The sequence below is a fragment of the Agrococcus lahaulensis DSM 17612 genome (assembly GCF_000425105.1).
Classification (GTDB): Bacteria; Actinomycetota; Actinomycetes; order Actinomycetales; family Microbacteriaceae; genus Agrococcus; species Agrococcus lahaulensis.
Genome location: NZ_KE384304.1, coordinates 8,173 through 32,412, shown reverse-complemented (window position 1 = coordinate 32,412; position 24,240 = coordinate 8,173). Strand labels below are relative to the sequence as shown.

Annotated in this window: 19 protein-coding genes; all 19 read right to left on the bottom strand. The window is 72.4% G+C overall.

Annotated elements, in window-relative coordinates; translation table 11 throughout:
* Positions 1 to 56: 56 nt before the first annotated feature.
* Positions 57 to 1,250, bottom strand: coding sequence for an elongation factor Tu (tuf, locus tag H508_RS0111665; RefSeq protein ID WP_026374192.1), 1,194 nt, complete (start codon positions 1,248 to 1,250; stop codon positions 57 to 59).
* Positions 1,251 to 1,397: 147 nt separating this feature from the next.
* Positions 1,398 to 3,512, bottom strand: coding sequence for an elongation factor G (fusA, locus tag H508_RS0111660; protein WP_026374191.1), 2,115 nt, complete (start codon positions 3,510 to 3,512; stop codon positions 1,398 to 1,400).
* Between the two features lie 83 nt (positions 3,513 to 3,595).
* Positions 3,596 to 4,066: a 30S ribosomal protein S7 gene (gene rpsG, locus H508_RS0111655; protein WP_026374190.1), complete on the bottom strand. Its 471-nt coding sequence runs from the start codon at positions 4,064 to 4,066 to the stop codon at positions 3,596 to 3,598.
* Positions 4,066 to 4,440, bottom strand: coding sequence for a 30S ribosomal protein S12 (rpsL, locus tag H508_RS0111650; protein WP_021010916.1), 375 nt, complete (start codon positions 4,438 to 4,440; stop codon positions 4,066 to 4,068). The genes rpsG and rpsL overlap by 1 nt, the downstream gene beginning before the upstream one ends.
* Positions 4,441 to 4,742: 302 nt before the next feature.
* Positions 4,743 to 5,366 (bottom strand): hypothetical protein, encoded by a 624-nt coding sequence (locus H508_RS0111645; protein WP_026374189.1) that lies wholly within the window; start codon positions 5,364 to 5,366, stop codon positions 4,743 to 4,745.
* A 46-nt stretch (positions 5,367 to 5,412) separates the two neighbouring features.
* Positions 5,413 to 6,204 carry a hypothetical protein gene (locus H508_RS0111640; protein ID WP_026374188.1) on the bottom strand — a complete coding sequence of 264 codons (792 nt, stop codon included), beginning with the start codon at positions 6,202 to 6,204 and terminating at the stop codon, positions 5,413 to 5,415.
* On the bottom strand, positions 6,201 to 6,812 hold the full coding sequence (locus H508_RS0111630) for a hypothetical protein (RefSeq protein ID WP_156906072.1): 612 nt from the start codon (positions 6,810 to 6,812) through the stop codon (positions 6,201 to 6,203). The genes H508_RS0111640 and H508_RS0111630 overlap by 4 nt, the downstream gene beginning before the upstream one ends.
* Before the next feature lie 34 nt (positions 6,813 to 6,846).
* Positions 6,847 to 8,064, bottom strand: coding sequence for a hypothetical protein (locus H508_RS0111625; RefSeq protein ID WP_026374186.1), 1,218 nt, complete (start codon positions 8,062 to 8,064; stop codon positions 6,847 to 6,849).
* 23 nt (positions 8,065 to 8,087) lie between these two features.
* Entirely contained in the window at positions 8,088 to 8,396 is a 309-nt protein-coding gene (locus H508_RS0111620) for a hypothetical protein (RefSeq protein ID WP_026374185.1), read from the bottom strand.
* Between the two features lie 163 nt (positions 8,397 to 8,559).
* Positions 8,560 to 8,847 (bottom strand): WXG100 family type VII secretion target, encoded by a 288-nt coding sequence (locus tag H508_RS0111615; RefSeq protein WP_021010516.1) that lies wholly within the window; start codon positions 8,845 to 8,847, stop codon positions 8,560 to 8,562.
* Positions 8,848 to 8,952: 105 nt separating this feature from the next.
* Positions 8,953 to 13,545 carry a type VII secretion EssC family protein gene (locus H508_RS0111610; protein ID WP_026374184.1) on the bottom strand — a complete coding sequence of 1,531 codons (4,593 nt, stop codon included), beginning with the start codon at positions 13,543 to 13,545 and terminating at the stop codon, positions 8,953 to 8,955.
* Between the two features lie 9 nt (positions 13,546 to 13,554).
* On the bottom strand, positions 13,555 to 14,280 hold the full coding sequence (locus H508_RS0111605; protein ID WP_026374183.1) for an FHA domain-containing protein: 726 nt from the start codon (positions 14,278 to 14,280) through the stop codon (positions 13,555 to 13,557).
* The gene (locus H508_RS0111600) at positions 14,273 to 15,763 is read right to left on the bottom strand and encodes a serine/threonine-protein kinase (RefSeq protein ID WP_026374182.1); all 1,491 of its coding nucleotides are present in this window, start codon (positions 15,761 to 15,763) and stop codon (positions 14,273 to 14,275) included. Before H508_RS0111600 ends, H508_RS0111605 begins: the two co-directional genes overlap by 8 nt.
* Positions 15,760 to 17,238, bottom strand: a complete 1,479-nt coding sequence (locus H508_RS16875) for an FHA domain-containing protein (protein WP_026374181.1) — start codon at positions 17,236 to 17,238, stop codon at positions 15,760 to 15,762. Before H508_RS16875 ends, H508_RS0111600 begins: the two co-directional genes overlap by 4 nt.
* Complete coding sequence (locus H508_RS16115) at positions 17,235 to 18,062, bottom strand: PP2C family protein-serine/threonine phosphatase (protein WP_051223367.1); 828 nt, start codon at positions 18,060 to 18,062, stop codon at positions 17,235 to 17,237. The genes H508_RS16875 and H508_RS16115 overlap by 4 nt, the downstream gene beginning before the upstream one ends.
* The gene (locus tag H508_RS0111585) at positions 18,059 to 19,555 is read right to left on the bottom strand and encodes an RDD family protein (protein ID WP_026374180.1); all 1,497 of its coding nucleotides are present in this window, start codon (positions 19,553 to 19,555) and stop codon (positions 18,059 to 18,061) included. The genes H508_RS16115 and H508_RS0111585 overlap by 4 nt, the downstream gene beginning before the upstream one ends.
* Positions 19,552 to 21,858 carry a transglutaminase TgpA family protein gene (locus H508_RS16110; protein ID WP_035254950.1) on the bottom strand — a complete coding sequence of 769 codons (2,307 nt, stop codon included), beginning with the start codon at positions 21,856 to 21,858 and terminating at the stop codon, positions 19,552 to 19,554. The genes H508_RS0111585 and H508_RS16110 overlap by 4 nt, the downstream gene beginning before the upstream one ends.
* Positions 21,855 to 23,228, bottom strand: a complete 1,374-nt coding sequence (locus H508_RS16105) for a DUF58 domain-containing protein (protein ID WP_051223365.1) — start codon at positions 23,226 to 23,228, stop codon at positions 21,855 to 21,857. Before H508_RS16105 ends, H508_RS16110 begins: the two co-directional genes overlap by 4 nt.
* The gene (locus tag H508_RS0111570; RefSeq protein ID WP_026374179.1) at positions 23,225 to 24,205 is read right to left on the bottom strand and encodes an AAA family ATPase; all 981 of its coding nucleotides are present in this window, start codon (positions 24,203 to 24,205) and stop codon (positions 23,225 to 23,227) included. Before H508_RS0111570 ends, H508_RS16105 begins: the two co-directional genes overlap by 4 nt.
* Between the last annotated feature and the right edge of the window lie 35 nt (positions 24,206 to 24,240).

Genomic DNA, 24,240 nt, shown 5'->3' with positions numbered 1-24,240 from the left:
ACGACGAGAACGGGGGCCCCTGCGAATGCAGGAGCCCCCGTTGAGCAGTCCGGAGACTACTTGATGATCTTCGTCACCGTGCCGGCGCCGACCGTGCGGCCGCCCTCGCGGATCGCGAAGCCGAGGCCCTCCTCCATGGCGATCGGCTGGATGAGCTCGACCGTCATGTCGGTGGTGTCGCCGGGCATGACCATCTCGGTGCCCTCGGGCAGCGAGATGACGCCCGTGACGTCGGTGGTGCGGAAGTAGAACTGCGGGCGGTAGTTCGTGAAGAACGGGTTGTGGCGGCCGCCCTCGTCCTTGGCGAGGATGTACGCCGTGCCCTCGAAGTTCGTGTGCGGCGTGACCGAGCCCGGCTTCACGACGACCTGGCCGCGCTCGACGTCCTCGCGCTTCGTGCCGCGGAGCAGCAGACCGCAGTTCTCGCCGGCCCATGCCTCGTCGAGCTGCTTGTGGAACATCTCGATGCCCGTGACCGTGGTCTTCTGCGTCGGGCGGATGCCGACGATCTCGACCTCGGAGTTGATCGCGAGCGTGCCGCGCTCGGCGCGGCCCGTCACGACCGTGCCACGGCCGGTGATGGTGAAGACGTCCTCGATCGGCATGAGGAACGGCTTGTCGCGGTCGCGCACCGGGTCGGGGATGTTGTCGTCCGCGGCCTGCATGAGGTCGAGGATCGCCTGCGTCCACTTCTCGTCGCCCTCGAGCGCCTTGAGCGCCGAGACGCGGATGACCGGGGCGTTGTCGCCGTCGAAGTCCTGGCTCGAGAGCAGCTCGCGGACCTCGAGCTCGACGAGCTCGAGGATCTCCTCGTCGTCGACCATGTCCGACTTGTTCAGCGCCACCATGAGGTAGGGCACGCCGACCTGCTTCGCGAGCAGCACGTGCTCGCGGGTCTGCGCCATGGGGCCGTCGGTGGCGGCGACCACGAGGATCGCGCCGTCCATCTGGGCCGCACCCGTGATCATGTTCTTGATGTAGTCGGCGTGACCCGGCGCGTCGACGTGCGCGTAGTGGCGCTTCGGCGTCTCGTACTCGATGTGCGAGATGTTGATCGTGATGCCGCGCTGGCGCTCCTCGGGAGCCGAGTCGATCGAGGCGAAGTCGCGCTGCACGTTGGTGGCCGACGGGTACTTGTCCGCCAGGACCTTGGAGATCGCAGCCGACAGCGTCGTCTTGCCGTGGTCGACGTGACCGATCGTTCCGATGTTGACGTGCGGCTTGGTCCGCTCGAACTTGGCCTTAGCCACTATGTCCTCCTAGGACTGTTCTCATGAGTGCACCGCCGCTTCGCGGCAGAGCGTTCGGTGGTGTTGATCTATCGTACTTGCGCCGCGGTCTCATCGAAAACCGCGGCCGGTCGGTGGGGCCGGGGCGGCTCTCGCCGCCCCGGGCACTCACTCGCCCTTGCTCTTCTGGACGATCTCGTCCGAGACGGCCTTCGGCACCTCGGCGTAGGTCGAGAACTCCATCGAGTAGACGGCACGGCCGGACGTCTTCGACCGCAGGTCGCCGACGTAGCCGAACATCTCCGACAGCGGCACGAGGGCCTTGACGACCTTCACGCCCTGGGCGTCCTCCATCGACTGGATCTGCCCGCGACGCGAGTTGAGGTCGCCGATGACGTCGCCCATGTACTCCTCGGGCGTGCGCACCTCGACCGCCATGAGCGGCTCGAGGAGCACCGGCTGCGCCTTGCGCGCGGCCTCCTTGTACGCCATCGAGCCGGCGATCTTGAACGCCATCTCCGACGAGTCGACGTCGTGCGCGGCGCCGTCGAGCAGCGTCGCCTTCACGCCGACGGTCGGGAAGCCGGCGAGCACGCCGACCTGCATCGCGTCCTGCATGCCCGCGTCGACCGAGGGGATGTACTCGCGGGGCACGCGACCGCCGGTGACGGCGTTCACGAACTCGTACGTCTGCTCCGCGGTGATCTCGAGCGGCTCGAGCTTGATCTGCACCTTGGCGAACTGGCCGGAGCCACCCGTCTGCTTCTTGTGGGTGTAGTCGTACTTGTCGACCGTGCCCTTGATCGTCTCGCGGTAGGCCACCTGCGGCTTGCCGACGTTGGCCTCGACCTTGAACTCGCGCTTCATGCGGTCGACGAGGATGTCGAGGTGCAGCTCGCCCATGCCCTTGATGACGGTCTGACCCGTCTCGGGGTTGTTCTCGGTGCGGAAGGTCGGGTCCTCCTCGGCGAGCTTCTGGATGGCCGTGGAGAGCTTCTCCTGGTCGGCCTTCGTCTTCGGCTCGATCGCGACCTCGATCACGGGCGCGGGGAACGTCATCGACTCGAGCACGACCTGGTTCGACGGGTCGCTCAGCGTGTCGCCGGTCGTCGTGTCCTTGAGGCCGATCACCGCGTAGATGTGGCCGGCGGTCATCGAGTCGACCGGGTTCTCCTTGTTGGCGTGCATCTGGAAGATCTTCCCGATGCGCTCCTTCTTGCCCTTCGTGGAGTTCGCGACGGCGGCACCCGACTCGACGTGGCCCGAGTAGACGCGCACGTAGGTGAGGCGGCCGAAGAACGGGTGCACCGCGACCTTGAACGCGAGCGCGGCGAACGGCTCGTCGCGGTCGGCGTGGCGCTCGATGACGACCTCCTCGTCGCGGACGTCGCGACCGGGGATGGCGGGCACGTCGACGGGCGAGGGGAGGTAGTCGACGACCGCATCGAGCATCGGCTGCACGCCGCGGTTCTTGAACGCCGAGCCGCACAGCACGGGGTAGAGCTCGGAGTTGATCGTCATCTTGCGGATGGCGGCCTTGATCTCGGGGACCGAGATCTCCTCGCCCTCGAAGAACTTCTCCATGAGCGCGTCGTCGGCCTCGGCGATCGTCTCGATGAGGGCCGCGCGGTACTCCTCGGCCTTCTCCTTGAGGTCGGCCGGGATCTCCTCGATCGCGTACTCGGCGCCCATCTTGACGTCGCCCTTCGCGTCGCCGCGCCAGGTCTTCGCGTTCATCTCGACGAGGTCGACGATGCCCTCGAAGGAGCTCTCCGAGCCGATCGGCAGCTGGATCACGAGCGGGCGCGCGCCGAGTCGGTTCACGATCGTGTCGACCGTGAAGTAGAAGTCGGCGCCGAGCTTGTCCATCTTGTTGACGAAGCAGATGCGCGGCACGTCGTACTTGTCGGCCTGGCGCCACACCGTCTCGGACTGGGGCTCCACGCCCTCCTTGCCGTCGAAGACGGCGACCGCGCCGTCGAGCACGCGGAGCGAGCGCTCGACCTCGACCGTGAAGTCGACGTGGCCGGGGGTGTCGATGATGTTGATCTGGTTGTTGTTCCAGAAGCACGTCACGGCGGCCGACGTGATCGTGATGCCGCGCTCCTGCTCCTGCTCCATCCAGTCGGTGGTCGCGCCGCCGTCGTGCGTCTCGCCCATCTTGTGGTTGACGCCCGTGTAGAACAGGATGCGCTCGGTCGTCGTGGTCTTGCCGGCATCGATGTGGGCCATGATGCCGATGTTGCGGACCTTGTTCAGGTCGGTGAGCACGTCCTGTGCCACAGGGTTCCTCCGATGGTGGATGGAGCGGGTGAGTTGGTGAGGTGAGGGCGGCGCCGGTGGGCCCCGCCCTCACCAGTGCTGGATTACCAGCGGTAGTGCGCGAAGGCCTTGTTCGACTCGGCCATCTTGTGCGTGTCCTCGCGGCGCTTCACGGCGGCGCCGAGGCCGTTCGAGGCGTCGAGGATCTCGTTCATGAGGCGCTCGGTCATGGTCTTCTCGCGACGCGCCTTGGCGTACGAGACGAGCCAGCGCAGCGCGAGGGTGTTCGCGCGGTGCGGCTTGACCTCGACGGGCACCTGGTAGGTCGAGCCGCCGACGCGGCGCGACTTCACCTCGAGGGTGGGGCGGATGTTGTCGAGCGCCTTCTTGAGCACCGCGACGGCGTCCTGGCCCGACTTGGTGCCGACACCGGCGAGCGCGCCGTAGACGATGCGCTCGGCGAGGCCCTTCTTGCCGTCGAGGAGGATCTTGTTGACGAGCTGCGAGACGATCGGTGCGCCGTAGACGGGGTCAGCAACGACCGGGCGCTTGGGGGCGGGACCCTTGCGAGGCATTACTTCTTCTCCATCTTCGCGCCGTAGCGGCTGCGAGCCTGCTTGCGGTTCTTCACGGCCTGGGTGTCGAGCGCGCCGCGCACGATCTTGTAGCGCACGCCGGGGAGGTCCTTCACTCGACCGCCGCGCACGAGCACCATCGAGTGCTCCTGGAGGTTGTGGCCCTCACCGGGGATGTAAGCGGTGACCTCGGTGCCGTTCGAGAGCTTCACGCGAGCGACCTTGCGGAGCGCCGAGTTCGGCTTCTTGGGGGTGGTGGTGTAGACGCGGGTGCAGACGCCGCGCTGCTGGGGGTTCGCCTTGAGCGCCGGCGCCTTGGTCTTCGAGACCTTCGGCGACCGGCCCTTGCGGACCAGCTGCTGGATGGTGGGCACGTTGCTTCTTCCTGCTGCACGGTGACAGCGATATCGATGTGGTTCGTCGGCTCGGCCGACTCCATCGGTGATCCACCGCACGCGCTCTCGCGCGCTCTTCTCAGGTGGTGGATATGCCGTGGGGGCTCGCGGACCGGTGCCCGCTGCCCGAGTGCTGCCCTCCCGCTCCCCGCGCATGACGCAGGGCGCGCGTGTGCGCACACCCGGTCAATGGTAGGGCCACCGGCCGTGCACGGTCAAGCGTCGGCCGCGACTCGATCCGCGAGCGCCGGATGAGCGCCCGTCGGCGGCGGCCGCACCGGTCAGGCCTGCGGGCGCCGCCAGCGCAGCGTCGAGACGCACGCGTCGAGGAGGAGGCGCTGGGCGTCGACGAGCGGATCCTCGACGTCCACGTCGACCGGCCGGTTGATCGTCGCGGTCAGCTGGAGCGCGCGCCGGCGCTGCGTGCCGGGCACGGGCGTGAGGTAGACGACCGTGAGCACGCGGAGCGACTCGCCCTGCACGCTCTCGAGCCGGTCGCGCTCGAAGCGCACGATGCGCTTCGACTCGTCGAGCGGCGCCGCGTCGTACTCGAGGATCGCGTGGCGCACGGCCTCGTCGAGCGTGACGTCGGGCTGGGCGCGGCGGATGGAGGCGAGGATCGACGCCGAGAGCCACAGGGTCTCGTCGCCGTCGTCGGTCGGCGTGAAGAACGCGACGACGTCGCCGCGCTGCATCGCCTCGAAGGAGTCCTGCAGCATGCGCTGCGCCTGCGCGTAGAGGTCGGGCCGGTGCGCGCGCAGCATGCGCTCGCGGATGCCGGCGGCCATCGCGTCCTGCGTCGCGCGGTCCGGCGCGTGCCGCGCCCAGCCGGGCGGCAGCTCGAGCTCGAACTCCGGGTCGGGCGCGGCTCCGAGCTCCGCGCGCAGGTCGGTCCGCTCGCTCATGCGTCCTCCTCGGTCCTGGATGCGTCGTGACGGCGGGCGCGTCGGCTCACCTCGCGCGCAGGTCGGCGTCGATGCGGTGCAGCGTGCCGAGCTCGGCCCGGCGGGCACGGTCGGCGACCTCGGGCGCGAGCCGACCGCGCTGGGCGAGCAGGTCGATCGCGGCGTCGCGATCCTCGCGGATCCGCCGCAGCTCGTCGTCGGGGATCCCCGCGAGCACCGCCCCGAGCGCCGCGTCACCGGCGGGCGCAGACGGCGCCGCGGGCGCTGCCCGGCCACCGTTGCGGCCGAGCGCGAGCACGAGCACGCCGAGCACGAGGCCGAGCGCACCCGCGACGAGCACCGCGGTGCGCCACGCGCCGACGCCGGCGACGGAGGCGAGCGAGGCGGCCGAGCCCATGACCCACCAGCTGAGCGCGGCGAAGATCGCGGTGCCGAAGCCGAGCAGCAGCAGCTGGCGATCGCGCGGGCGCGGCCCGCGCAGCCACCGCACCGCGGCGACGACCTGCACGATGCCGGCGACGGCGAAGCTCGCGCCGGCGATGGGGACCGAGACGTCGCCGTCGAGGCGATGGACGCCGAGCGGATCGCCGAGCAGCGCCGCGAAGCCGATGACGGGCGCGACGACGGCGAGCAGGAGCGGCAGCAGCAGCCAGAGGCCGGCCATGCCGCTGCCCTTCGCAGCGGCGACGCGCGCGAGGCCCGCGCCGTCGTCGCCCATGTGCTCGAGGGCGGCGGGGTGGCGCTGCAGCGCGTAGGCCTCGAGGATGCCGAGCCGCGGCTCGGCGGCGGCCGAGAGGTCGTCGGCCCACGCGAGGGCGCTCTCGTGCCGGAGGCTCACCGGACGCCTCCGAGATCCCAGCCGGCGCCGTCGGCGACGAGTCCCGCCGGCGGCCTCGCGCGGAAGGCCGAGCCGTCGGGTCGCTCGAGCCGCGCGCGGTCGACGAGGTCGAGCAGCGCCGGCGCCGAGAGGTCGGCGACCTCGGCGACCGTCGGGTCGATCGACAGCGCGAAGGCGGCGTCGCCGTCGTCGAAGACGAGCACGGCGAACGCCGCGGCCGCGTCCGCGTCGGGGAGCCGCACGTGCGCGGTCACCTGCACGCCGGGCCCGAGGGTCGAGCTCTCGATCGGCTGCACCGCGGCGCCGGCCGCGTGGAAGTCGGGCAGCGCGGCGCTGTCGACGACGCGCGCTCGCACGATCGAGAAGACCGGCAGCGCGACGGGCCACAGCTGCCAGGAGAGGAGGTCATCGGCCTCCCGCCGGTCGAGCCCCGCCTGCAGGAGCGCGGGCACCGCGCGGTCGAGGTCGGCGCTCCAGCGCTCCCCGAACGTCGCTCGGAGCGCCTCGGTGCTCGTGGCGACCCAGTCGCCGTCGTCGCCGCCCAGCGGCGGCATGCCGAGCCAGCCGGGCGCTGCCGAGCTCGCCGAGATCCGCCACGTGGCCGTCACCGATCCCACCTCTCGTCGCTCGAGCGAGCCCGCATCACCAGACGACGTCGATCGCGGGCACCTTCTCCTTGATCGTCTCATGGCCCGTGAACATCGAGATCCAGCCGTCGTACTTGAGCGGCACGGCGAAGAGGCCGTGCAGGAGGTCGGAGGCCGTGGCGAGCGCGGGGACGACGCCGGTGATCGTGTCGTTCAGCTTCTCGTAGGCCGCGGCGTCCCTGCCTGTGAGGAGGCGGAGGAACACGTCGCCGAAGCCGTTGGGGTTGTTGCCGGTCGCGAGCTGGCGCAGGCTCCCGAGCGCGCCGCTCGCCCCGCGGCCGTGGAAGAGGTAGGCGAAGCCGAGCTCCTTCGCCTGCGAGCCGGCGTTCCGCCACGCTGTCGCGCCGAGCGCGCCGCCGAACATGTCGTCGACGAAGCTGAACTTGCCGCTCGTGATCTTGCCGAGCTTGCCCCACGGCAGCACCGCGAAGATCGCGAACATCAGCTCCTTGTCGCCGACATCCTCGCGGATGCGCTGGTAGATCGTGAGCCCGAGCGCGACGAGGCCGATGATGCCGCCGATGAGCGCGAGGATCGGCCCGCCGAAGATGATCGCGAGGATGCCGACCGCGAGGCCCGCCCAGCTCAGCACCTTCTGGAGGCCCGCGACGAACCCGTCGACGTTGTCCCAGAAGCCGTCCTTCACCTTGCCCTCGAGCACGTCGCCGATCTCGTTCGCGGCGGTTTCGAAGGCCTCCTCCCACGTGTCGTAGTCGGCGTCCCAGTAGCCGGCCTCGTCCTCCCACGCGCGGTAGGCGGCGAGCTTCGCGGCGTCCTCCTCCGCCTGCTGCTCGGCCTCGGGGCTGTCGGGCTCGGGCTGGAACCAGCCGCCCGTGCCGCGCGGCTCGACCGAGCCGGGGAGCGCCGAGAACGTCGCCCACAGCTCGGCGCACGTGTCGACGTGCGCGCGGATCCTGGGCTGCACGGCCGCGAGCGCCTGTCCGTAGGCGACGAGCACCGGCCCGGTCGGCTCGTAGAGCTCACCCGCCTGCCGCAGCAGCCCGTGCGAGTCGCCGACCACCTCGCGCAGCTTCTCGACGGCGAGGCCTCGCTGCCCGTCGGCGCCGCTCTTGACCTGCTCGAGCGTCGTCGCACTCGCCTTCATGGCCTGCCCGAGCGACTCGATCGACCGTCCGCGCGCGACGATCCCCTCGGGGTCGCCCTCCACGTAGTCGATCCAGCGGCCCTTCGGCGACTGCGGTCCAGCGTGCATCCTCGTCTCCTCGTCGTCCTGGGTCAGCCTGCGACGTCCGCGGCCTCGAGCTTGAGCGAGGCCTCCTCGTCGAACTCCGCGAAGCCCTCGAGCACGCCCTGCACGTGGTCGCGCACCTTCGTCATGTCGCGCGCGAGGTCGACGCGCTTGTCGTTCCAGCGGCTCTCGAAGTCGCCCGCGTTCGAGCGCAGCTCCCACCGGCCGTACGGGGTGCCGATGGCTGCCTCGAGCTCGCTCGACCGGTCGCCCGCGCTCTCGAGCTCGACGATGATGGCGTCGAGCTGCTGCCGGAGCGCGAGCAGCTCGTCGAACGTGATCAGCACGTCGTCCATGTCTCTCCCCGTGTCGTGTCAGCGGCGGCGCCGCTCCCGCTCCTCAACGTAGGCGGCGGATGCGTCGAGGGCGATGGGGAGGACTCCCCACCTGCCCGTGGCCTGCGTGGCCGCGGACGAGAGGAGGGGCCGGCCTCGCGGCCGACCCCTCCCCTCGAGACGCTCAGCTGCCGGCGAGCTGCTCGTCGAGCGACTGGATCGCCTGCATCATGCCGCGCAGCGCCTCGCCCATCTCGGAGATGCCCTCGATCGCCTTCTCGAGACCCGACGTGAGCTCCTCGTAGCCCTCGCCGAACTTGCCCGACGCGTGCTGCGTCTTGAAGTCCTCACCCAGCAGGGTGTCGACCTGACCCTTCAGGTCCTTCAGGACACCCGAGATGTCCTCCTTGCCCGTGTCGAGCTTGCCCGCCACGGACTCCATCTCTGCATACGATGCGCCGAAATCGCTCATGGATCTGATCCTCTCGAGGTCTGGTTCGCGGGCCCGCTGCGGGCCGCTCTGGAGCCAAGGTACGAAAGCGCGCCTGGGGACTCAATGGGGAGGAGTCCCCATGGGTCAGCCCTCCGCGCCCACCGACGCGGCCTCGGGTTCCGGCGCCGAGGACGCATCCGCCGATGCGGGCGCCGGCGGCCGCGCGGCGTCGTCGGGCACGAGCGGCAGCTGCACGGTGACCGCGCGGCCCTGCTGCACGAAGATGCCACGGCCCTCGGGGAAGTCCGAGCGCTTGACCTTCGGGAACGGCACCTTGAAGACCGAGTCGCCGTCGTACGCATCCGGCTTGAGCACGATGCCCTTGCGGCCCGCCTTGAAGTCGCCGATGAAGCCGAAGCCGCCGGTGACCTGCGTGACGTCGGCGTCGCCGATGAGCAGGTGGTCGCTGCGGTTGATCGCCTGGAAGAGGCCCTTGAGCGCGCGCTCCGCGTCGGAGTCGGCGAACTGCGGCACGTTCTCCATCACGATCATGATGCGGCCGGGGATCGACTCGTCGGCGACGATCTCGGCGAGCTCGGTCGCGAGCGCCTTCGCGTCGTCGGGCCTCGTCGCGCTGCGCACCCACGGGCGGAAGTCGGCGAGCACCGAGCGTCGGCCGGCGAAGTGGAAGAGCTTGACCTCTGGATCGAAGCGCTCCATCGCGATGACGAGCGCCTTCATCGCGTTCGTCTTGCCCGAACCGGGCGGGCCCGCGACGATGAACGTGCCGATGGGATCGAAGTCGCGCGCCGCGAGCGTATCCTCGGCGACGCCGATGACGGGGAAGTCGTCGACGCGCGCGGGCAGCTGCCCGAGCTCGAGCCGCGTGGGCAGCGCGCCGATCTCCTCGACGTCGCGCACGCCCTGCGCGCGCAGCGCGTCGGCGAGCTGGCCCATGAGCTTCGTCTGCTCGGCGACGTTCGGCGTGCCGCCGAGGGTCGCGACCTGCATCTCGAGGCCGTCGATGATCGCGCGGCCGGGCGCCGACTGGTCGTCGAGCACGTCCTTCGGGGCGCCCACGAGCATGTAGCCCGACTCGTCCGAGAGGCGCAGCACGACGCGGCGGGACACGTTCGAGCTGACCGCGGTCGGCACGGCGCCCGAGCGGTCGGCGGTCGCGATCGCGTGGATGCCGAGCGGCCGGCCCTCGCCGAGGATGCGCATGAAGACCTGGTAGAACGGCGAGCGGGCGCTCGTCACCTCCCAGTCGGCCTTGAACTGCGGGAAGTTGTCGAGCAGCAGGAAGATGCGGGTCGCCTTCGGGTCGACGAGCTCGCGGTACTCGGTGAGGCTCGCGGCGTTCGCCTCGGCGAAGGCCTTGCCGCGCCGGTCGAGCTCGCGGCCGAGGGAGCGCAGCAGCCGCTGCACGCGCTCGGCGTCGTCGCCCGCGATGATCGAGCCGACGTGCGGCAGCTGCTCCATCGACTTGAGCGCCCCGGAGGCGAAGTCGAGCCCGTAGACCTCCGCGCTGCCGAGCTCCGGGCGCATCCCCGCGGCGATCCCGATGGTCTTGAGCAGCGTCGACTTGCCGGAGCCCGAGGTGCCGTAGACGAGCATCGAGCCGTCGCGGTCGGGGTGGAAGTAGACCGGGTCCTGCCGCTGGCGCTCGGGGATGTCGGCCTTGCCGAGCACGATGCGGCTGTCGCCCTCGATCGCGAGCTCGCGCAGGTCGACCGTCGTCTCGAGGTCGTCGAGCCACGGCCGGCGGGGCGCGGGGATGCCCGCTCGCTCGGTCGCGCGGATGAGCGTTGCGACGATGCGCTTCTGGTCGTTCGGGCCGAGGTCCTCGTCGTGCGAGTCGGACTCGGGCGCCGCATCCGGCTCCCAGCGCTGCACCGAGCCGAAGCGCAGCTCGGCGACCTTGACGTCGGCGGCCTTGACCTCGTCGGGACGCGTCCAGCCGCCCGCGTAGGCCGACTGGAACGGCACGAGCCGGCCCGGTCCCGTCTTCGCGATGCCGCGGCCGGGGATGGAGGGCGGGAACGACGCCGCCACGGGGTCGTCGACGACGTCCTTCGAGTCGGACTCGTCGGCCATCCGGAGCGCGACGCGCAGGTTGGTGTTGGCTCGCAGGTTGTCCTTGATGACGCCCGCTGGGCGCTGCGTCGCCATGATGAGGTGGATGCCGAGCGACCGACCGCGCTGGGCGATGTCGACGACGCCGTCGACGAACTCGGGCACCTCTCCCGCGAGCGCCGCGAACTCGTCGATCACGAGCACGAGCGCGGGTGGCGTCTCGGGGTCCTGGCGCTTCTCGAGCTCGAGCAGGTCCTTCGCCTTCTTGCGGTTGAAGAGGTGCTCGCGGTGGTGCAGCTCGGCGCGCAGGCTCGTGAGCGCGCGGCGCACGAGGTGGGGGCTCAGGTCGGTGACGAGCCCGACGCAGTGCGGCAGCTCGACGCAGTCGGCGAAGGCCGAGCCGCCCTTGTAGTCGACGAAGAGGAAGGTCACGCGGTCGGGGCTGTGGGCGCTCGCCATGCCGAGCACCCACGCCTGCAGGAACTCCGACTTGCCCGCGCCGGTCGTGCCGCCGACGAGCGCGTGCGGGCCTTGCGTGCGCAGGTCGAGCGTCATCGCGTCGCTCGCGCCCTGGCCCATGATCGCGCGCAGGTTGCCGGCCTTCTTGAGCCGCGGCTTCGGCTCGCCCGAGCGGTCGAGGATCGTGTTGTTCTGCCGCCAGCGGTCGATGACCGCGTTCGGGTCCTCCGCGAGCTCCGGGCCCACGAGCGAGAGGAACATGACGGAGTCGGGGATGTCGGAGGAGTCGTTGACGACGATGCTCGCGTCGACGACGGGCGCGAGGCGCTTCGCGAGCATGTCCATGTACTCGCTCGAGACGCCCTCGACCTTGACGCCCTCGTACTCGACGCCCGATCGCACGGTGCCGACCTTCGCGTCCTCGAGGCCGGCCGAGACGTCGATGTAGCTGCGGCACACCGCGGGCAGCGATTCGACGGTCGGCGCGACGAAGACGCCGTAGATGCCGACCGCGGCGCCGCGCTCGAGGATCTGCGTGAGCCGCGGCCGGTCGACGGGGGCGTCGTTCGTGACGACGAGCACGACCGACGTCTGCACGCTCGTGACGGTGTCCTTCGCGGCACGCTCGACGTCGGAGCCGTAGCGCATCGGGTGCCAGTCCTCGTCGAACGGCGTCTTGCGGTCGGCGGCCGCCTGCTTCGAGCGGCCGAGCACGAGCTCCTCGAGCGCGCTCAGCAGCGCGGCTCCCGCGGTCGCGGAGTCGGCGAGCGGCATCTCCTTGAACGGGCTCGTCTCGCTCGTCGTGTGAGGCAGCCACTTCATCCACTCGAGCTCGCCCGTCCACTCCGCGTCGCAGATCGCGACCGTCACGACCTCGTTGGGCGCGTGCAGGCCGTAGAGCTGCACGGCCAAGCCGCGCAGCGCGTCCGACGCGAGCGACTTCGGGCCCGCGACGCCGATCGAGCCGACGCTCGAGAACGACTCGACGATCGGCACGTCGTCGACGTAGCGGTAGCGCTCCCGGAGCCGCTCGACGCGCTCGATGTACTCCGGCAGCCCGTCCTGCGACTCCTCGTCCTTGATCGAGTTGCGCGACTCCGCACGGCACGTGCCGAGCCGCACCGACAGGAAGTTCCAGTGCTCGGGCCTGCGGGTCCAGAGCATCGGGCCGAGCCGCATGGCGTGCTCGAAGACCTCCGCGACGGGCGGCACCTCGAGGCCGCGGATGCGCTCCTCGATCGGCTTCTCCCGGTAGAGCGTCTCCTCGAGCTCCTCGTAGCGGGTCTCGAACAGCTGCACCTCGAGCTTGCGCTTCTGCCCGTTCTGGGTGCGCATGTTGATGAAGTTGCCGAGCAGCATGAGCGGCGTCATGAGCGCGATGAGGATCGAGCGCGGGTTGTTCGTCATCGCGAACAACGCGCCCGCGAGCAGGATCGGGGTGACGAGCATGGGCCACGGGAAGATGCGCTCGACCATCTCCTTCGGCAGCCGCGGCCCCTTGTAGGCGGTGCCGGGGTAGCGCGCCTCGACGCGCGGGCTCCGGTTGAACATGAGCGCGCCGCCGCGCTCGAGCACGGGGTCGGGCCCGGAGGCGTCGAAGGCGCCGACGAGCCGGACGGCGAGCGTCGAGTCGCCGAGCGTGAAGGGCGCGCCGGGGACGACGCGCAAGCGCGAGACGAGGCCGCCGTCGACGACGATGCCGTTCGCGGAGTTCAGGTCGACGACCTCGATGTGGGTGCCGACCTCGATGCGAGCGTGCCGCTTCGAGACGAGCGGGTCGGCGAGCACGATGTCGTTCGCCGCGTCGCGGCCGATCGAGGCGTGGCCGCGGCCGAGCTGGAACTCCTGACCCGCGAGCGGGCCGGCGATGACGCGCAGGACCGCGATCGCCTCGAGCGCGCTCCCGGCGGGCCCGCCGCGCCGGCGGGCGTCGGCGCCGAGGTTGACGACCTGGGAGTGGAAGCCGCTGCCGATGGGCGCCTCGGCGATGAGCGCGTCGGGCTGCAGCTGCACGAGCTGCAGCTCGGTCGGCGGCGCGACGGCGAGCGAGAGGGTGTCGCCCTCGGCCAACGGGATCGAGCGCGCGGGGTCGGCGAGCGCGATCTGCCGCGCGACGTCCTCGACGGTCGCGGTCGAGTCGGCCGTGATGACGACGTCGGTCGCCTCAGTCGTCGGGCGGTGCAGGGTGAGCTTGACCTTCATCCGTCGTCCTCAGTCCTCGTCGGTCTCGCGGAGCGCCGCGTCGTCGAGCAGCGCGAGGTCGGCGCGCGTGACGAGCTGCGACGAGACGGCGTACTCGACGAGCCGCGCGCGACGGTTGCTCGCGAGCTTCCCCACACCGCCCCGCAGCCCTTGCACGCCCATCCGGTCGAGCTTGTCGCACACGTTGTCGAGCTTGCGGTTGAAGCGGCTCATCGTCCAGCCGAGCCGCTCGGCGGCGGCGGCGCTCGAGGGCAGCTCGCTCACGCCCACGCCATCGCGGCGCAGCATCGGCTCGGCGAGCGCGACGATGAGCAGCTTCTGCAGCTCGGTGAGCCCGACGGGCATGACGGTCGTCTCTCCCGACGAGCGCCGCCGGTGCTCGGTCGAGAGCGAGAACGACGCGTCGTCGATGTGCGCGCCGATCTCGTAGGTCGTGGGGCCGGCGGTGAAGACGATGGATGCGTCGGAGAACACGATCGGCAGGCGCGCGCCGGGCGAGAGCCACGACTGCACCGCGCCGCCGGCGCTCGAGACGGTGGCCGAGAGCCGCGAGCCGACGTTCGCGAGCCACCAGAGGCCGTCGCGGTGGTGCACCTCGAGGAACGCGCGGTGCAGGTACTGGTTGTCGTCGACGGTGAGGTCGCCCTCGCGGCCGATGACGAACGGCCGCGAGGGGTCGAGCGTGAACCACTCCCCCGCGAACTCGAGCTGCAGCCTCGGCGCCTGCTCAACCATTGACGCATCCCTTCGCATCGTTGGACTGCCGCCCGTCCGAGCGCACGAGCGTGACGAGGATGCACGACTCACCGTCGCTGTCGCGCTGCAGGGTGACCGACTCGGCGGCGGCCGTCGAGATCGTCGGGTCGGCGTCGCTCGGCTCGTAGCGGTAGCGGAAGCTGTCGCCCGGCTGGGGCTGCGCGTTGACCCACGTGAAGGTGACGGAGTCGCCCTCGACGGTGCCGACGACGTTGATGGGCGCCGGCGGCCGCTGCGGGGCGGCGGGCACCGCGATCGTCTGGCTCGGGTTCGCGGGCGGCTGGGTCGGCGCGCTGCCCGCGACCGCCATCCACACGATGCCGCCGCCGACGAGCACGACGAGGCCCGCCCCCACGGCCGACGCGATCGCGCGGCGCCGCCGGTCCGGAGCGGCAGCCTCCGGCTCCGACGCGGGAGCCGGGGCCGCCGCGCCCGCCGCCTGGCCGGGCCTCGGGCGTCGGATCGTCGCGTCGGGCGCGGTGCCGGTCGGCATCGCGGGAGCGGCCTCGCCCGCGTGCGGATCGATCGAGACGACGCCGCGGATGCGGGTCGCGCCGCCGTCCTCCTCATCGACGGCGCCCGCGTCGAGGGAGTCGTCGAGCACGTCGAGCGGCGTGACGGGCAGCGCCATCTCGGCCTCGACCTGCTGGAGCGCGCGGCCGAAGGCCATCGCCGTGGCGTAGCGGCGCGAGGGGTCGGGGTCCATCGCCGAGGCGAGCACGGCCTCGAGCCGCGGCGGCACGTCGTGGCGCGCGAGCGGCGAGATCTCGCCGCTCTGGATCCGGTCGATGAGGTCGACGCTCGAGTTGCTGCCGCCGGGGAGCTCGAACGGCGTCCTGCCCGCGAGGAGCGTCGAGAGCGTCGCGGCGAGCGAGAAGACGTCGGATGCGGGGGTCGAGCGGGGCGGGTCCTGGAAGGCCTCGGGCGGCGACCACGGGATCGACATGCCGGTCGCGTCGTCGGCGCCGCTCGCGCTCGTCGCGATGCCGAAGTCGGTGAGCGCGGGTCGGTTGTAGGCCGTGACGAGGATGTTGGCGGGCTTGATGTCGCGGTGCAGGATCCCGGCCCGGTGGGCGGTCTCGACGGCGCCGGCGATCTGCACGCCGAGCGAGAGCACCTCGGGCACCGCGAAGCGGTCGCGGCGGTAGCGCACGCCGAGGTTGGGCTTCGAGCAGTACTCCATCGCGAGGTACGGGCGCCCGTCGGGCGCGACGGCCGCGCCGTAGATGGTCACGATCGACGGGTGCGTCGAGAGCTGCGCCATGACGTTCGCCTCGTGGCGGAAGTTCTCGATGAGCTCGCGGTTCACCGCGTCGGGCAGCAGCACCTTGATCGCGACCTGCCGCGACGGCAGCAGCTGCTGGTAGAGGAACACGTCGGCGAAGCCGCCGGAGCCGAGCAGCGAGACGTACTCGTAGCCGGGCAGCTCGGGCGGGGCCGAGGGAGCGCGCTTCGGGCTCACTGCGCGTCCTCCGGGCGAGCGGGCTCGATCGCGACGACGACGCCGTCGCCGAGGTCGAGGCGGTCGCCGAGCTGCAGGATCGTCGCCGCCTCGGGCCGCAGCCGCTGGGGTGCGGAGCCCTCGCGCAGCAGCAGCGTGCCGTTCGTCGACGACAGGTCGACCGCGACGAGGTTCCAGTCGTCGACGCGCAGCTCGAGGTGGCTGCGCGAGATGTCCTCGCTCGGGCTCTCGACCGTGACGAGCCGAGGCACGCGGCCGTCCTCGACGCGCCGCGAGCGCGGCCGGCGGCCGAGCACGACGCCGCGGCCGAGCGGCACGCGCTCGCCCGAGGGCAGCGCGGCGACCGCGACCTCGGGCCGGCGGCGCTGGGCGGCGCTGCGGTCGTCGACGGGCGCGCCGCACACGATGCACGCCGTCGTGCCGGGCGCGTTGACGTGGCCCGACGCGCACAGCGTCGAGAGCACGAGCGGACCCGTCGCCGGCGGCCCGACGGGCTGCGCCGGGGCTGCCGGCGGCTGCGCAGCGGCGGCGCGCTCGGCCTGGAGCCGGCGCGCCTGCTCCGCGGTGATCGTCATGCCGTCGTGGTCGCCCGCCTCGAGGGCGGCGGGGGCGGATGCGGCGGGCTGCGCGTGCGGGACGGAGTGCGTCGCGAGCGCGGGCGCGTCCGCGCCGCCCGGTCGAGGCGGCGCCTCAGCCGCCTCGCGAGAGGCGGCCGCTGCGCGCGGCGCCGGGGCGATCTCGCTCACGTCGACGGCGGGCTTGATGAACCCGGGCACCGAGTCGATGAGCCCGCCGATCGGCCCCTCGTGCTCCGGTTCGCGAGCGGCGGGCGCGCTCGGCCCGGTGGGCGCGCCCGGCTCGACGGCCGGGGCGCTGGGCGCGACAGGCGCGGCAGGAGCGCTCGGCTCGGCGGGCTCCGCGGCGGGCGCGGTGCCCGCCTCCGGCTCGGCCCGCTCGGCGGCGACCGCGCGCGGCGGCAGGGTCTGGCCGAACGCGCCGAAGCGGGCATCGTCGGGGGTCTCGGCGACCGGCGCCGGCGCGGCCGGCTCGCGCTCCGCATCCGCGCTCCCGGGCGCGATGCGCACGGCGGCCACGCGTGCGACGCCGCCCTCGAGCGGCAGCGTCTGGCCCGCGAGCGCGGCGAGCCCGCCCGCGTCGACGACCGCGTCGGGCGCCGTCTCGTCGAGCGCCCAATCGGCCCCGAAGCGATCGGGCAGCGCCGCGTCGTCGGCCGTCGCGGGCACGCCGTGGCGGCGCAGCAGCACCCGTGCGCCCGGGGTGTCGACGAGCCCGATGAGCGCCGTCGGCTCGAGCTCGAGGATCCGCCGCAGCGCCTCGGCGCCGCCGACGGTCGCGACCGCGTCGTAGAGCGCGCGGGCGCGCACGGGCGGGAGGTCGCGCTCGCACACGACGACCGCGGCGCCCGCCGCGACGCACCAGGCCTCGCCGGGCGCGTACTCCAGGCGTGCGCTCATCGCAGGCCCCCCCTCGGGATGGTGTCGTCGAGCGTGCGGGCGTGCGTGTCGTGCAGCTCCTCGTCGGCGAGGGCGACCGCATCCACGTCGACGACGACGACCGTGACGTTGTCGGGGGCGCCCGCGTCGAGCGCGCGGCGCAGCAGCAGCGCGGCGACCGCCGCGGGCGACGAGACGTCGCCGAGCAGCTCGGCGATCTCGTGGTCGTCGACCTCGCCCGTCAGCCCGTCGGAGCACACGACGAGCCGCTGGCCGCGCTCGGCCGGGCGCAGCCACACGTCGGCGGGCTGGCGCTCGCCGGCGCCGAGCGCGCGCGTGATGACGTTGCGGTTCGGGTGCCGGCGCGCGTCGGCCCGGCGCAGGGCACCCGTCTCGACCATCTCCTGCACCATCGAGTGGTCGACGGTGACCTGCTCGAGGCGCCCCTGCTCGTAGAGGTAGGTGCGGGAGTCGCCGACGTTGAGGATGAGCCAGTGCGCGACGCCGTCGACGTCGACGAGCACGGTGCCCGAGAGCGTCGAGCCCCCGGCGGGCTCCCCGATCGCGTTCGCGTGCACGCTCTCGAAGGCGTGCTCCACGGCAGTCTCGACGCACTCGACGTCGGCGAGCGTGCGGCCCTTGAGGCCGCGGAACGCCTCGATCGCGAGCGCGCTCGCGACGTCGCCCGAGGCGTGCCCGCCCATCCCGTCGGCGACCACGAAGACGGGGAAGGACGCGAACACCGAGTCCTCGTTGACGCTCCGACGCATCCCGGGGTGCGTCGTGGCCGCCCACCGCAGCGCGATCGACGGGTGGCTGAAGCGGAACTCGCCGATCGCGCTCACGACGCCGCCTCGACCGTGAGCGAGCGATCGCCGAAGCGCACGACGTCGCCCGGCTGGAGCGGGAACGCGCGACCCGGCTCGAGCGGCGTCTCCGCGCCCGCGCGCACGACGCTCGAGCCGTTCGTCGAGGCACGGTCGACCGCGGCGAGCGGCGAGGCGGTGACGAGCAGGTGCGTCTTCGAGATCGAGCGCGAGTCGTCGGCGATCGGCAGCAGGTGGTCGACGACCTCGCCCGCGCTCGGCGCGGGGTTGCGGCCGATGAGCGCCGCCCCCGTGATCGCGAACCGGTCGCCGGTGTCGAAGGCGAGCGTCGCGACCGCCGCGCGCGCGGCTGGGCGGGCGCGCGTCGCCTCGAGATCCTCGTCCGGCTCGGCGACCTCGACGCGGCGCACCGTGCGGTCGTCGATCGCGTCGGCGTCATCGAACCCGGCCTCGAGCTCCGGCTCGATGATCGTCTGCTCGTCGATCGGCGCGGCCGGCGCCGCCGGTTGCGCGGGCGACCGTCCGGGCACGCTGTCGACGATGCCGCCGCCCAGCGGCGGCGAGGAGCGCTGCGCCGCGGGCTGCTGCGACTCGGGCACGGCAGGCGTGCTCGGTCGCGGCGCGGAGCGGGCGGGGGCCGAGCCGCTGAGCTCTCCCGGGCGGTAGCCGCCGAGGCGCGCGCCACCCGCAGGCATGCCCGGGACGGTGTGCGTCGGGGTCGGCTCCGACGCCGAGGTCGCGAGGCCGATCTGCGGCGCTCCCGGCGCTTGCGGCCGCGCCGCGCCGACGACGCCGGAGCTCGTGCGGGCGCCGGGCCGGTAGGCCGCCGCGGCCGCGTCGGCCGGCGTCGCGAGCGACGGGAGCGGCGCCTTCGCGGCCTCGGGCTCCGCCTGCACCGTCTTCCGCGCGATGCGCATCTTCTTCTCGTGGTACGGGTCGAGCCCGCCGCGCACGTCGACGAACCACGTGCCGGCGGCCTTGTCGAGCCAGCTGCGGCCGCGCTGCTCGCTGTCGAACCAGACGGAGCAGAACACGAGCGCGGGCCCGACGAGCGGCACGAGGAAGCACGCGCCCACCAGCAGCGCGCGGCCGAGCGAGCGCTTGATGCCCGGCCGCTCGAGGGTCGCGACGTGGATCGAGCGGATGCCCGTGAACGCCTTGCCGAGCGTGACGCCCCGGCGGCCGTGGAGCACGATCTGCACGATCACGAAGGCGGTCGACAGCACGGTCGAGACCGCGGTCGCGACGATCATCCAGACGAGGTTCGGATGCGTCGCGAGGCCGTAGGGCTGCAGCGCGCCGGTCGCGAGCCGCACGAGCGAGGGCAGGGCGACGATCCAGTACGGCAGCTGCAGCAGCGCGTAGAGGGCGAGCTCGATGATCGACGCGAGCGCCCGGCGGCCGAGCGGCGCGGGGCGGAGCCCGAGGGCGGCTGCGTAGGCGAGATCGGGGCGGCCGGCCTCGTCGAGGCCCTCGATGCGCTTGCGCCCCTCGTCGATCTCCCAGATCACCGTCGTCTCCGCTCTCGCCTCCGCCGGGCGAACGACCGCATCGAGAGCCTGCCGAGCAGGCGCGCCCGCGGCGTGGCCTCGGCGCGCATGCCCTGCACGCTCCGCTCGACGTCGAGCCAGAAGGCATCGACGTCCGCCGGATCCGGCTCGCCCGGCCCGAACACGCCCTCGTCGACGAAGTCGCCGATGTCGGTCGCTCTCGATCGAGGGTAGCGATCCGCCACCGCGCGGGCGACCTCGCGCCGCGTCACGCCGGCGGGCACCGCGAGCCCGAGGTCGACGGCCTCGTCGACGACCTCGTGCCAGCCGCCCGAGAGCCGGTCGCTCTCGCGCTCGGCCCGACGGCGGCGCTTGCGGCGGGCCGCCTTGAGCGCGCCGACGACGATGAAGGGCAGCAGCAGGAGGAGCAGCAGGAGCAGCACACCGCCCGCGACCCACAGCCAGATGACCCACGAGCGGTCCTCGGGCTCCTCGTCGTCCTCCTCCTGTCCCTCGTCGGCGACCGTGTCGGGCGACATCTCGGCCGGCTCCTCCGGCGGCTGCGGCGGCTGCAGCACCTGGGGCTTCGGCTCGGGCTGCGGCTCGGGCTCGGGCTGGATCTCGTCGTTGTCCTCCGGCGGCGTCGGGTCGAACCGCACCCATCCGTGGCCCTCGAAGGGCACCTCGACCCACGCGTGGACGTCGCCGCCGGTCAGCTCGACCGGCTCCGAGCTGCCGCTGAAGCCGTCGTCGGGGTAGAGGCCCATGACGACGCGGGACGGCACGTTGATGCGCGAGAGCGCGAGCGCGAACGCGGTCGCGTACTGCTCGTCGTCGCCGAGCAGCACCTCCTGGTCGAACATGTCCTGGATCCGCGCGGCGCCGTGCCCGGCGAGCGAGGGGATGTCGCCCTCGAGGCCGTGGCTGAAGCTGCCGTTGTTCATGAGCCGCAGCATCGTCTCGAGGTTCTCGAAGGCGCTCTGGCCGCCGGCGCCGTGCTGCGAGACCCACGCCTGCAGCAGGTCGGGCACGACCGCCGGCTCGGGCACCTGCACGCGCGTGATCGGCACGCCCTCGAGCTCCTCGTGCGAGGGCTGCGGCGGCACGATCGCCTGCAGCTCGTACGCGTCGCCGGCGCCGAGGCCGTCGAGCGCGATCGCCGTGCCCGTCTGGCCGTTGTAGTGCAGCGATCCCTGCAGGCCGGCGGCGCGCTCCCCCTCGAAGGCGAGCGACTGCATGTAGCCGACGTCGGGCACCCAGATGCCGGAGTAGTCCTGCACCTCGACGCGCACGCTCACGGGCTCGCCCGACTGCGCGACGAGCACCTCGTCGCCGATGCGCGCGAACGAGCCGGAGCCGCTCGCCTGCTCGGAGCCGGCGACCGCGAAGACGCTGCCGTCGTAGTAGTCGAAGGTCGCGAGCCGCAGGCGGGCGCCCTCGGGCATGCCGCTGACGGTCAGGAGCGTCTCGTCCTCGAAGTTCTTGTGCCAGTTGCGGAAGCCCGCGAGCGGGCTCGGGTACTCGGCGAGCTCGATCGGGGGCTCGACGGCGTCGCGCAGCACCGCGCGGCTCGCCGGCTGCACCGGGATGCTCACGAGCGCCGCGACGAGCATGGCGCCGGCGATCATCGCGATCGCGCCGCGCGCGCGCTGCTTGCGCGCCTTGACGCGGAACCGGCTGTCGTTCGTGACCTCGACCTCTTCGTTGAGGCCCGTCCGCCACGTCGCGCGCCGCCACGCGCACCACGCGAGGATGACGCCCGCGACGAGCGCGCCGAGCGCGGCGGGCCAGAAGGCGATCTTCGTGCCGAAGGCGATGCCGACGAGCAGCGCCACGATCCCGGGCACCATCGCGAACGGGGCACCGCGATCGAGCCGCAGGGCGAGCACGGTCGCGACCGTCGCGCACAGCAGCGTCGTGAGGAACGGCACGACGAGCAGGCTCGGGAAGCCCTCGGCAGGCGGCTCGGCGGTGAGCAGGCCCTTCCACGAGAAGACGACGCCGAGCAGCAGCTCGCGCCAGCCCTCGAGGGTCGGGATGACGCCCGCGATCGTCCGCCGCGGCACCGCGAGCGCGGGCCCGAAGACGACGAGCGCGAGCACGAAGCCCGCCGCTGTCATGAGCCAGCCGCGCAGCGGGCGCAGCGAGGTCGCGACGCCGACCGCGATCCCGAGGATCGCGCCGCCGAGGCCAGCGACGAGGTACGCGGTGCCGCCGAAGACGGGGCCGAAGGAGAGGGTCGCCGCGAGCATCACGGCGAAGACGGCCGCGCAGTCGATCGCCGCCTGCCGCGGCGTGCGCGGCAGCATCCGCTCGTCGCTCATTGCAGCGCCACCCCTCGCATCACGCGCGGGAGGTCGCTCACCGAGCCGATGGTCGCGAGCGCGACGTCGCCGATCGGCTGGAGCTTCGGGCTCGCGCCCTGCACGACCGATAACACGATGATCCGCGCTTGCGGCGGCAGGAGCGTGCGCGCGCGGCGCACGAGCGCGGCGTCGATGGATGCGCCGGCGTGGAGCATGATGACGGATGCGCCCGCGTGGTCGCGCGCGATCGTCGCGGCGAGGTCGAGGAAGCGGTCGTCGCGCGGCGACCACTCGACGCCCGAGAGCGCGTCGAGCAGGCGCTTGCCCGTGCTCGCGGGCACGGTCCTGCGCGAGGTCTGCACCGCGACATCCATCTCGTCGCGGATCGCCTGGAGGCCGAGCGAGCCGAGGATCGAGATGGCGGTCTCGAACTCCGACGGGTCGGCGTAGTCGTCGGGCGACGTCGAGAGCCCGAGCGCGAGCACGCTGCGACGGGTCTGCTCGAACTGCCGCACCATGAGCTGCCCGGTGCGCGCGGAGGACTTCCAGTGGATGTAGCGCCGGTCGTCGCCCGCGACGTAGTCACGCAGCGCGTGGAACGCGATGTCGCTGTTCGTGAGGTCGCGGGTCGTGATGCCCTCGAGGTCGCGGATGAGGCCGGGCGCCGTCTCGTCGAGCTGCACGGTCTTGGGGTGCACGTAGAGCTCGACGGGATCGGTCCACTTCACCTGGCGGCGCAGGAGCCCCACGGGGTCGCCCCGCACGGAGCGCACGGGACCGACCTGCAGGATCGTGCGGCGGCTCGTCGGGATCGCGAAGACGTCCTCGTGCACGTCGCCGGGCTGCATGCGCGGCAGGTGGAACGACGCGAGCGCCTTGCCGACGGGCACCTCGATCGTCGCGGGCAGGAGCGGCTTGGTCGAGGCGGCGTGGATCTCGATGCGCCCGAGCGCCCGCTCCCCGACGACGACGCGCGTGTAGGCGAGGTCAAGCTCGATCCGGTAGCGGTTGCGGCCGACGATGAAGGCGATCGCCGCGCCGAGCAGGAGCGCGCCGGCGATGCCCATGACGATGAGCTCCTTCCAGCCGAGCGCGATCCCGGTCGCGAGCGCGAGCGCGGTCGCGATGAGCACCGCCCAGCCGAAGCCCGTGATCGGCTCGATCGCCGGCCACACGCGCTCGCGTGCGATGCGGCCGCCCCGGCGCAGCCACTCCGCCGCGACCGAGTCCTCGCCGACGACGCGCGCGGCGAGGCGCTGCCAGGGCGTGCGCTCCCGCTCGACGGCGCGGCGCAGCCGCGTCGTCTCGGACGCGGTGCGGCCGGTGGTCGAGCCGGTGTCTGGGTCAGGTGCGGGGGCCGAGGTCGCCCGCTCGGGCGCCGTGGTCACGCAGCGTGCTGCCGGTCCTGCGGAGCCGAGATCTCGGCGAGCGCGCGGTCGATGATGCGGTCGCCCGTGACGCCCGAGAACTCCGCCTCGGGGTCGATGACGACGCGGTGCGCCCACACCGGCTGCGCGAGCTCCTTGACGTCGTCGGGCAGCACGAACGCGCGGCCCTTCGACGCGGCCCACACCTTCACGGCGCGCATGAGCGCCATCGCGCCGCGCACCGAGACGCCGAGCCTCGTGTCCTTCGAGTCGCGCGTGTGCTCGGAGAGCTGCGCTACGTAGTCGAGCACCGCGTCGTCGACGTGGACGGTCGCGGCGAGGTCGATCATCTCGGCGATCGCGCTCGTCGTGATGACCGGCTGCACGGTCGAGGAGGCGTTGCGGTTCGACGCGCCCGCGAGGATGCGCACCGTCTGCTCGCGCCCCGGGTAGCCGATCGACGTCTTCATGAGGAACCGGTCGAGCTGCGCCTCGGGCAGCCGGTACGTGCCGGCCTGCTCGATCGGGTTCTGCGTCGCGATCACCATGAACGGGCGGCCGACCGAGTAGGGCGTGCCGTCGACCGTCACGCGGCCCTCCTCCATCACCTCGAGGAGCGCCGACTGCGTCTTCGGGCTCGCGCGGTTGATCTCGTCGGCGAGCACGATCGAGGCGAAGATCGGACCCTTGTGGAACTCGAACTCCCCCGTCTTCTGGTCGTAAACGGTGACGCCGGTGACGTCGGAGGGCAGCAGGTCGGGCGTGAACTGAATGCGGTGGTTCGTGCCCTGGACGGTCGCGGCCATCGACTTGGCGAGCTGCGTCTTGCCCGTGCCCGGCGCGTCCTCGAGCAGCAGGTGGCCCTCGGAGAGCATCGCGGTGAAGGCGAGCCGGATGACGTCCTCCTTGCCGAGGACGACGCTGCCGACGTTGTCGACGAGGCGCGTGAACGTCTCGGCGAACCAGGCGGCCTGCTCGCGGGTCATGGAGCTGCTCATGGACGTTCCTTTCGATGCGGTGAAGAGGTACTCAT

What these genes read in the sequence shown, in the direction of transcription:
- rpsG (WP_026374190.1), bottom strand. Translation starts at nt 4,066, where the DNA reads ATGCCTCGCAAGGGTCCCGCCCCCAAGCGCCCGGTCGTTGCTGACCCC.
- H508_RS0111645 (WP_026374189.1), bottom strand. Translation starts at nt 5,366, where the DNA reads ATGAGCGAGCGGACCGACCTGCGCGCGGAGCTCGGAGCCGCGCCCGAC.
- H508_RS0111625 (WP_026374186.1), bottom strand. Translation starts at nt 8,064, where the DNA reads ATGCACGCTGGACCGCAGTCGCCGAAGGGCCGCTGGATCGACTACGTG.
- H508_RS0111620 (WP_026374185.1), bottom strand. Translation starts at nt 8,396, where the DNA reads ATGGACGACGTGCTGATCACGTTCGACGAGCTGCTCGCGCTCCGGCAG.
- H508_RS0111615 (WP_021010516.1), bottom strand. Translation starts at nt 8,847, where the DNA reads ATGAGCGATTTCGGCGCATCGTATGCAGAGATGGAGTCCGTGGCGGGC.
- H508_RS0111610 (WP_026374184.1), bottom strand. Translation starts at nt 13,545, where the DNA reads ATGAAGGTCAAGCTCACCCTGCACCGCCCGACGACTGAGGCGACCGAC.
- H508_RS0111605 (WP_026374183.1), bottom strand. Translation starts at nt 14,280, where the DNA reads ATGGTTGAGCAGGCGCCGAGGCTGCAGCTCGAGTTCGCGGGGGAGTGG.
- H508_RS16875 (WP_026374181.1), bottom strand. Translation starts at nt 17,238, where the DNA reads ATGAGCGCACGCCTGGAGTACGCGCCCGGCGAGGCCTGGTGCGTCGCG.
- H508_RS16110 (WP_035254950.1), bottom strand. Translation starts at nt 21,858, where the DNA reads ATGAGCGACGAGCGGATGCTGCCGCGCACGCCGCGGCAGGCGGCGATC.
- H508_RS0111570 (WP_026374179.1), bottom strand. Translation starts at nt 24,205, where the DNA reads ATGAGCAGCTCCATGACCCGCGAGCAGGCCGCCTGGTTCGCCGAGACG.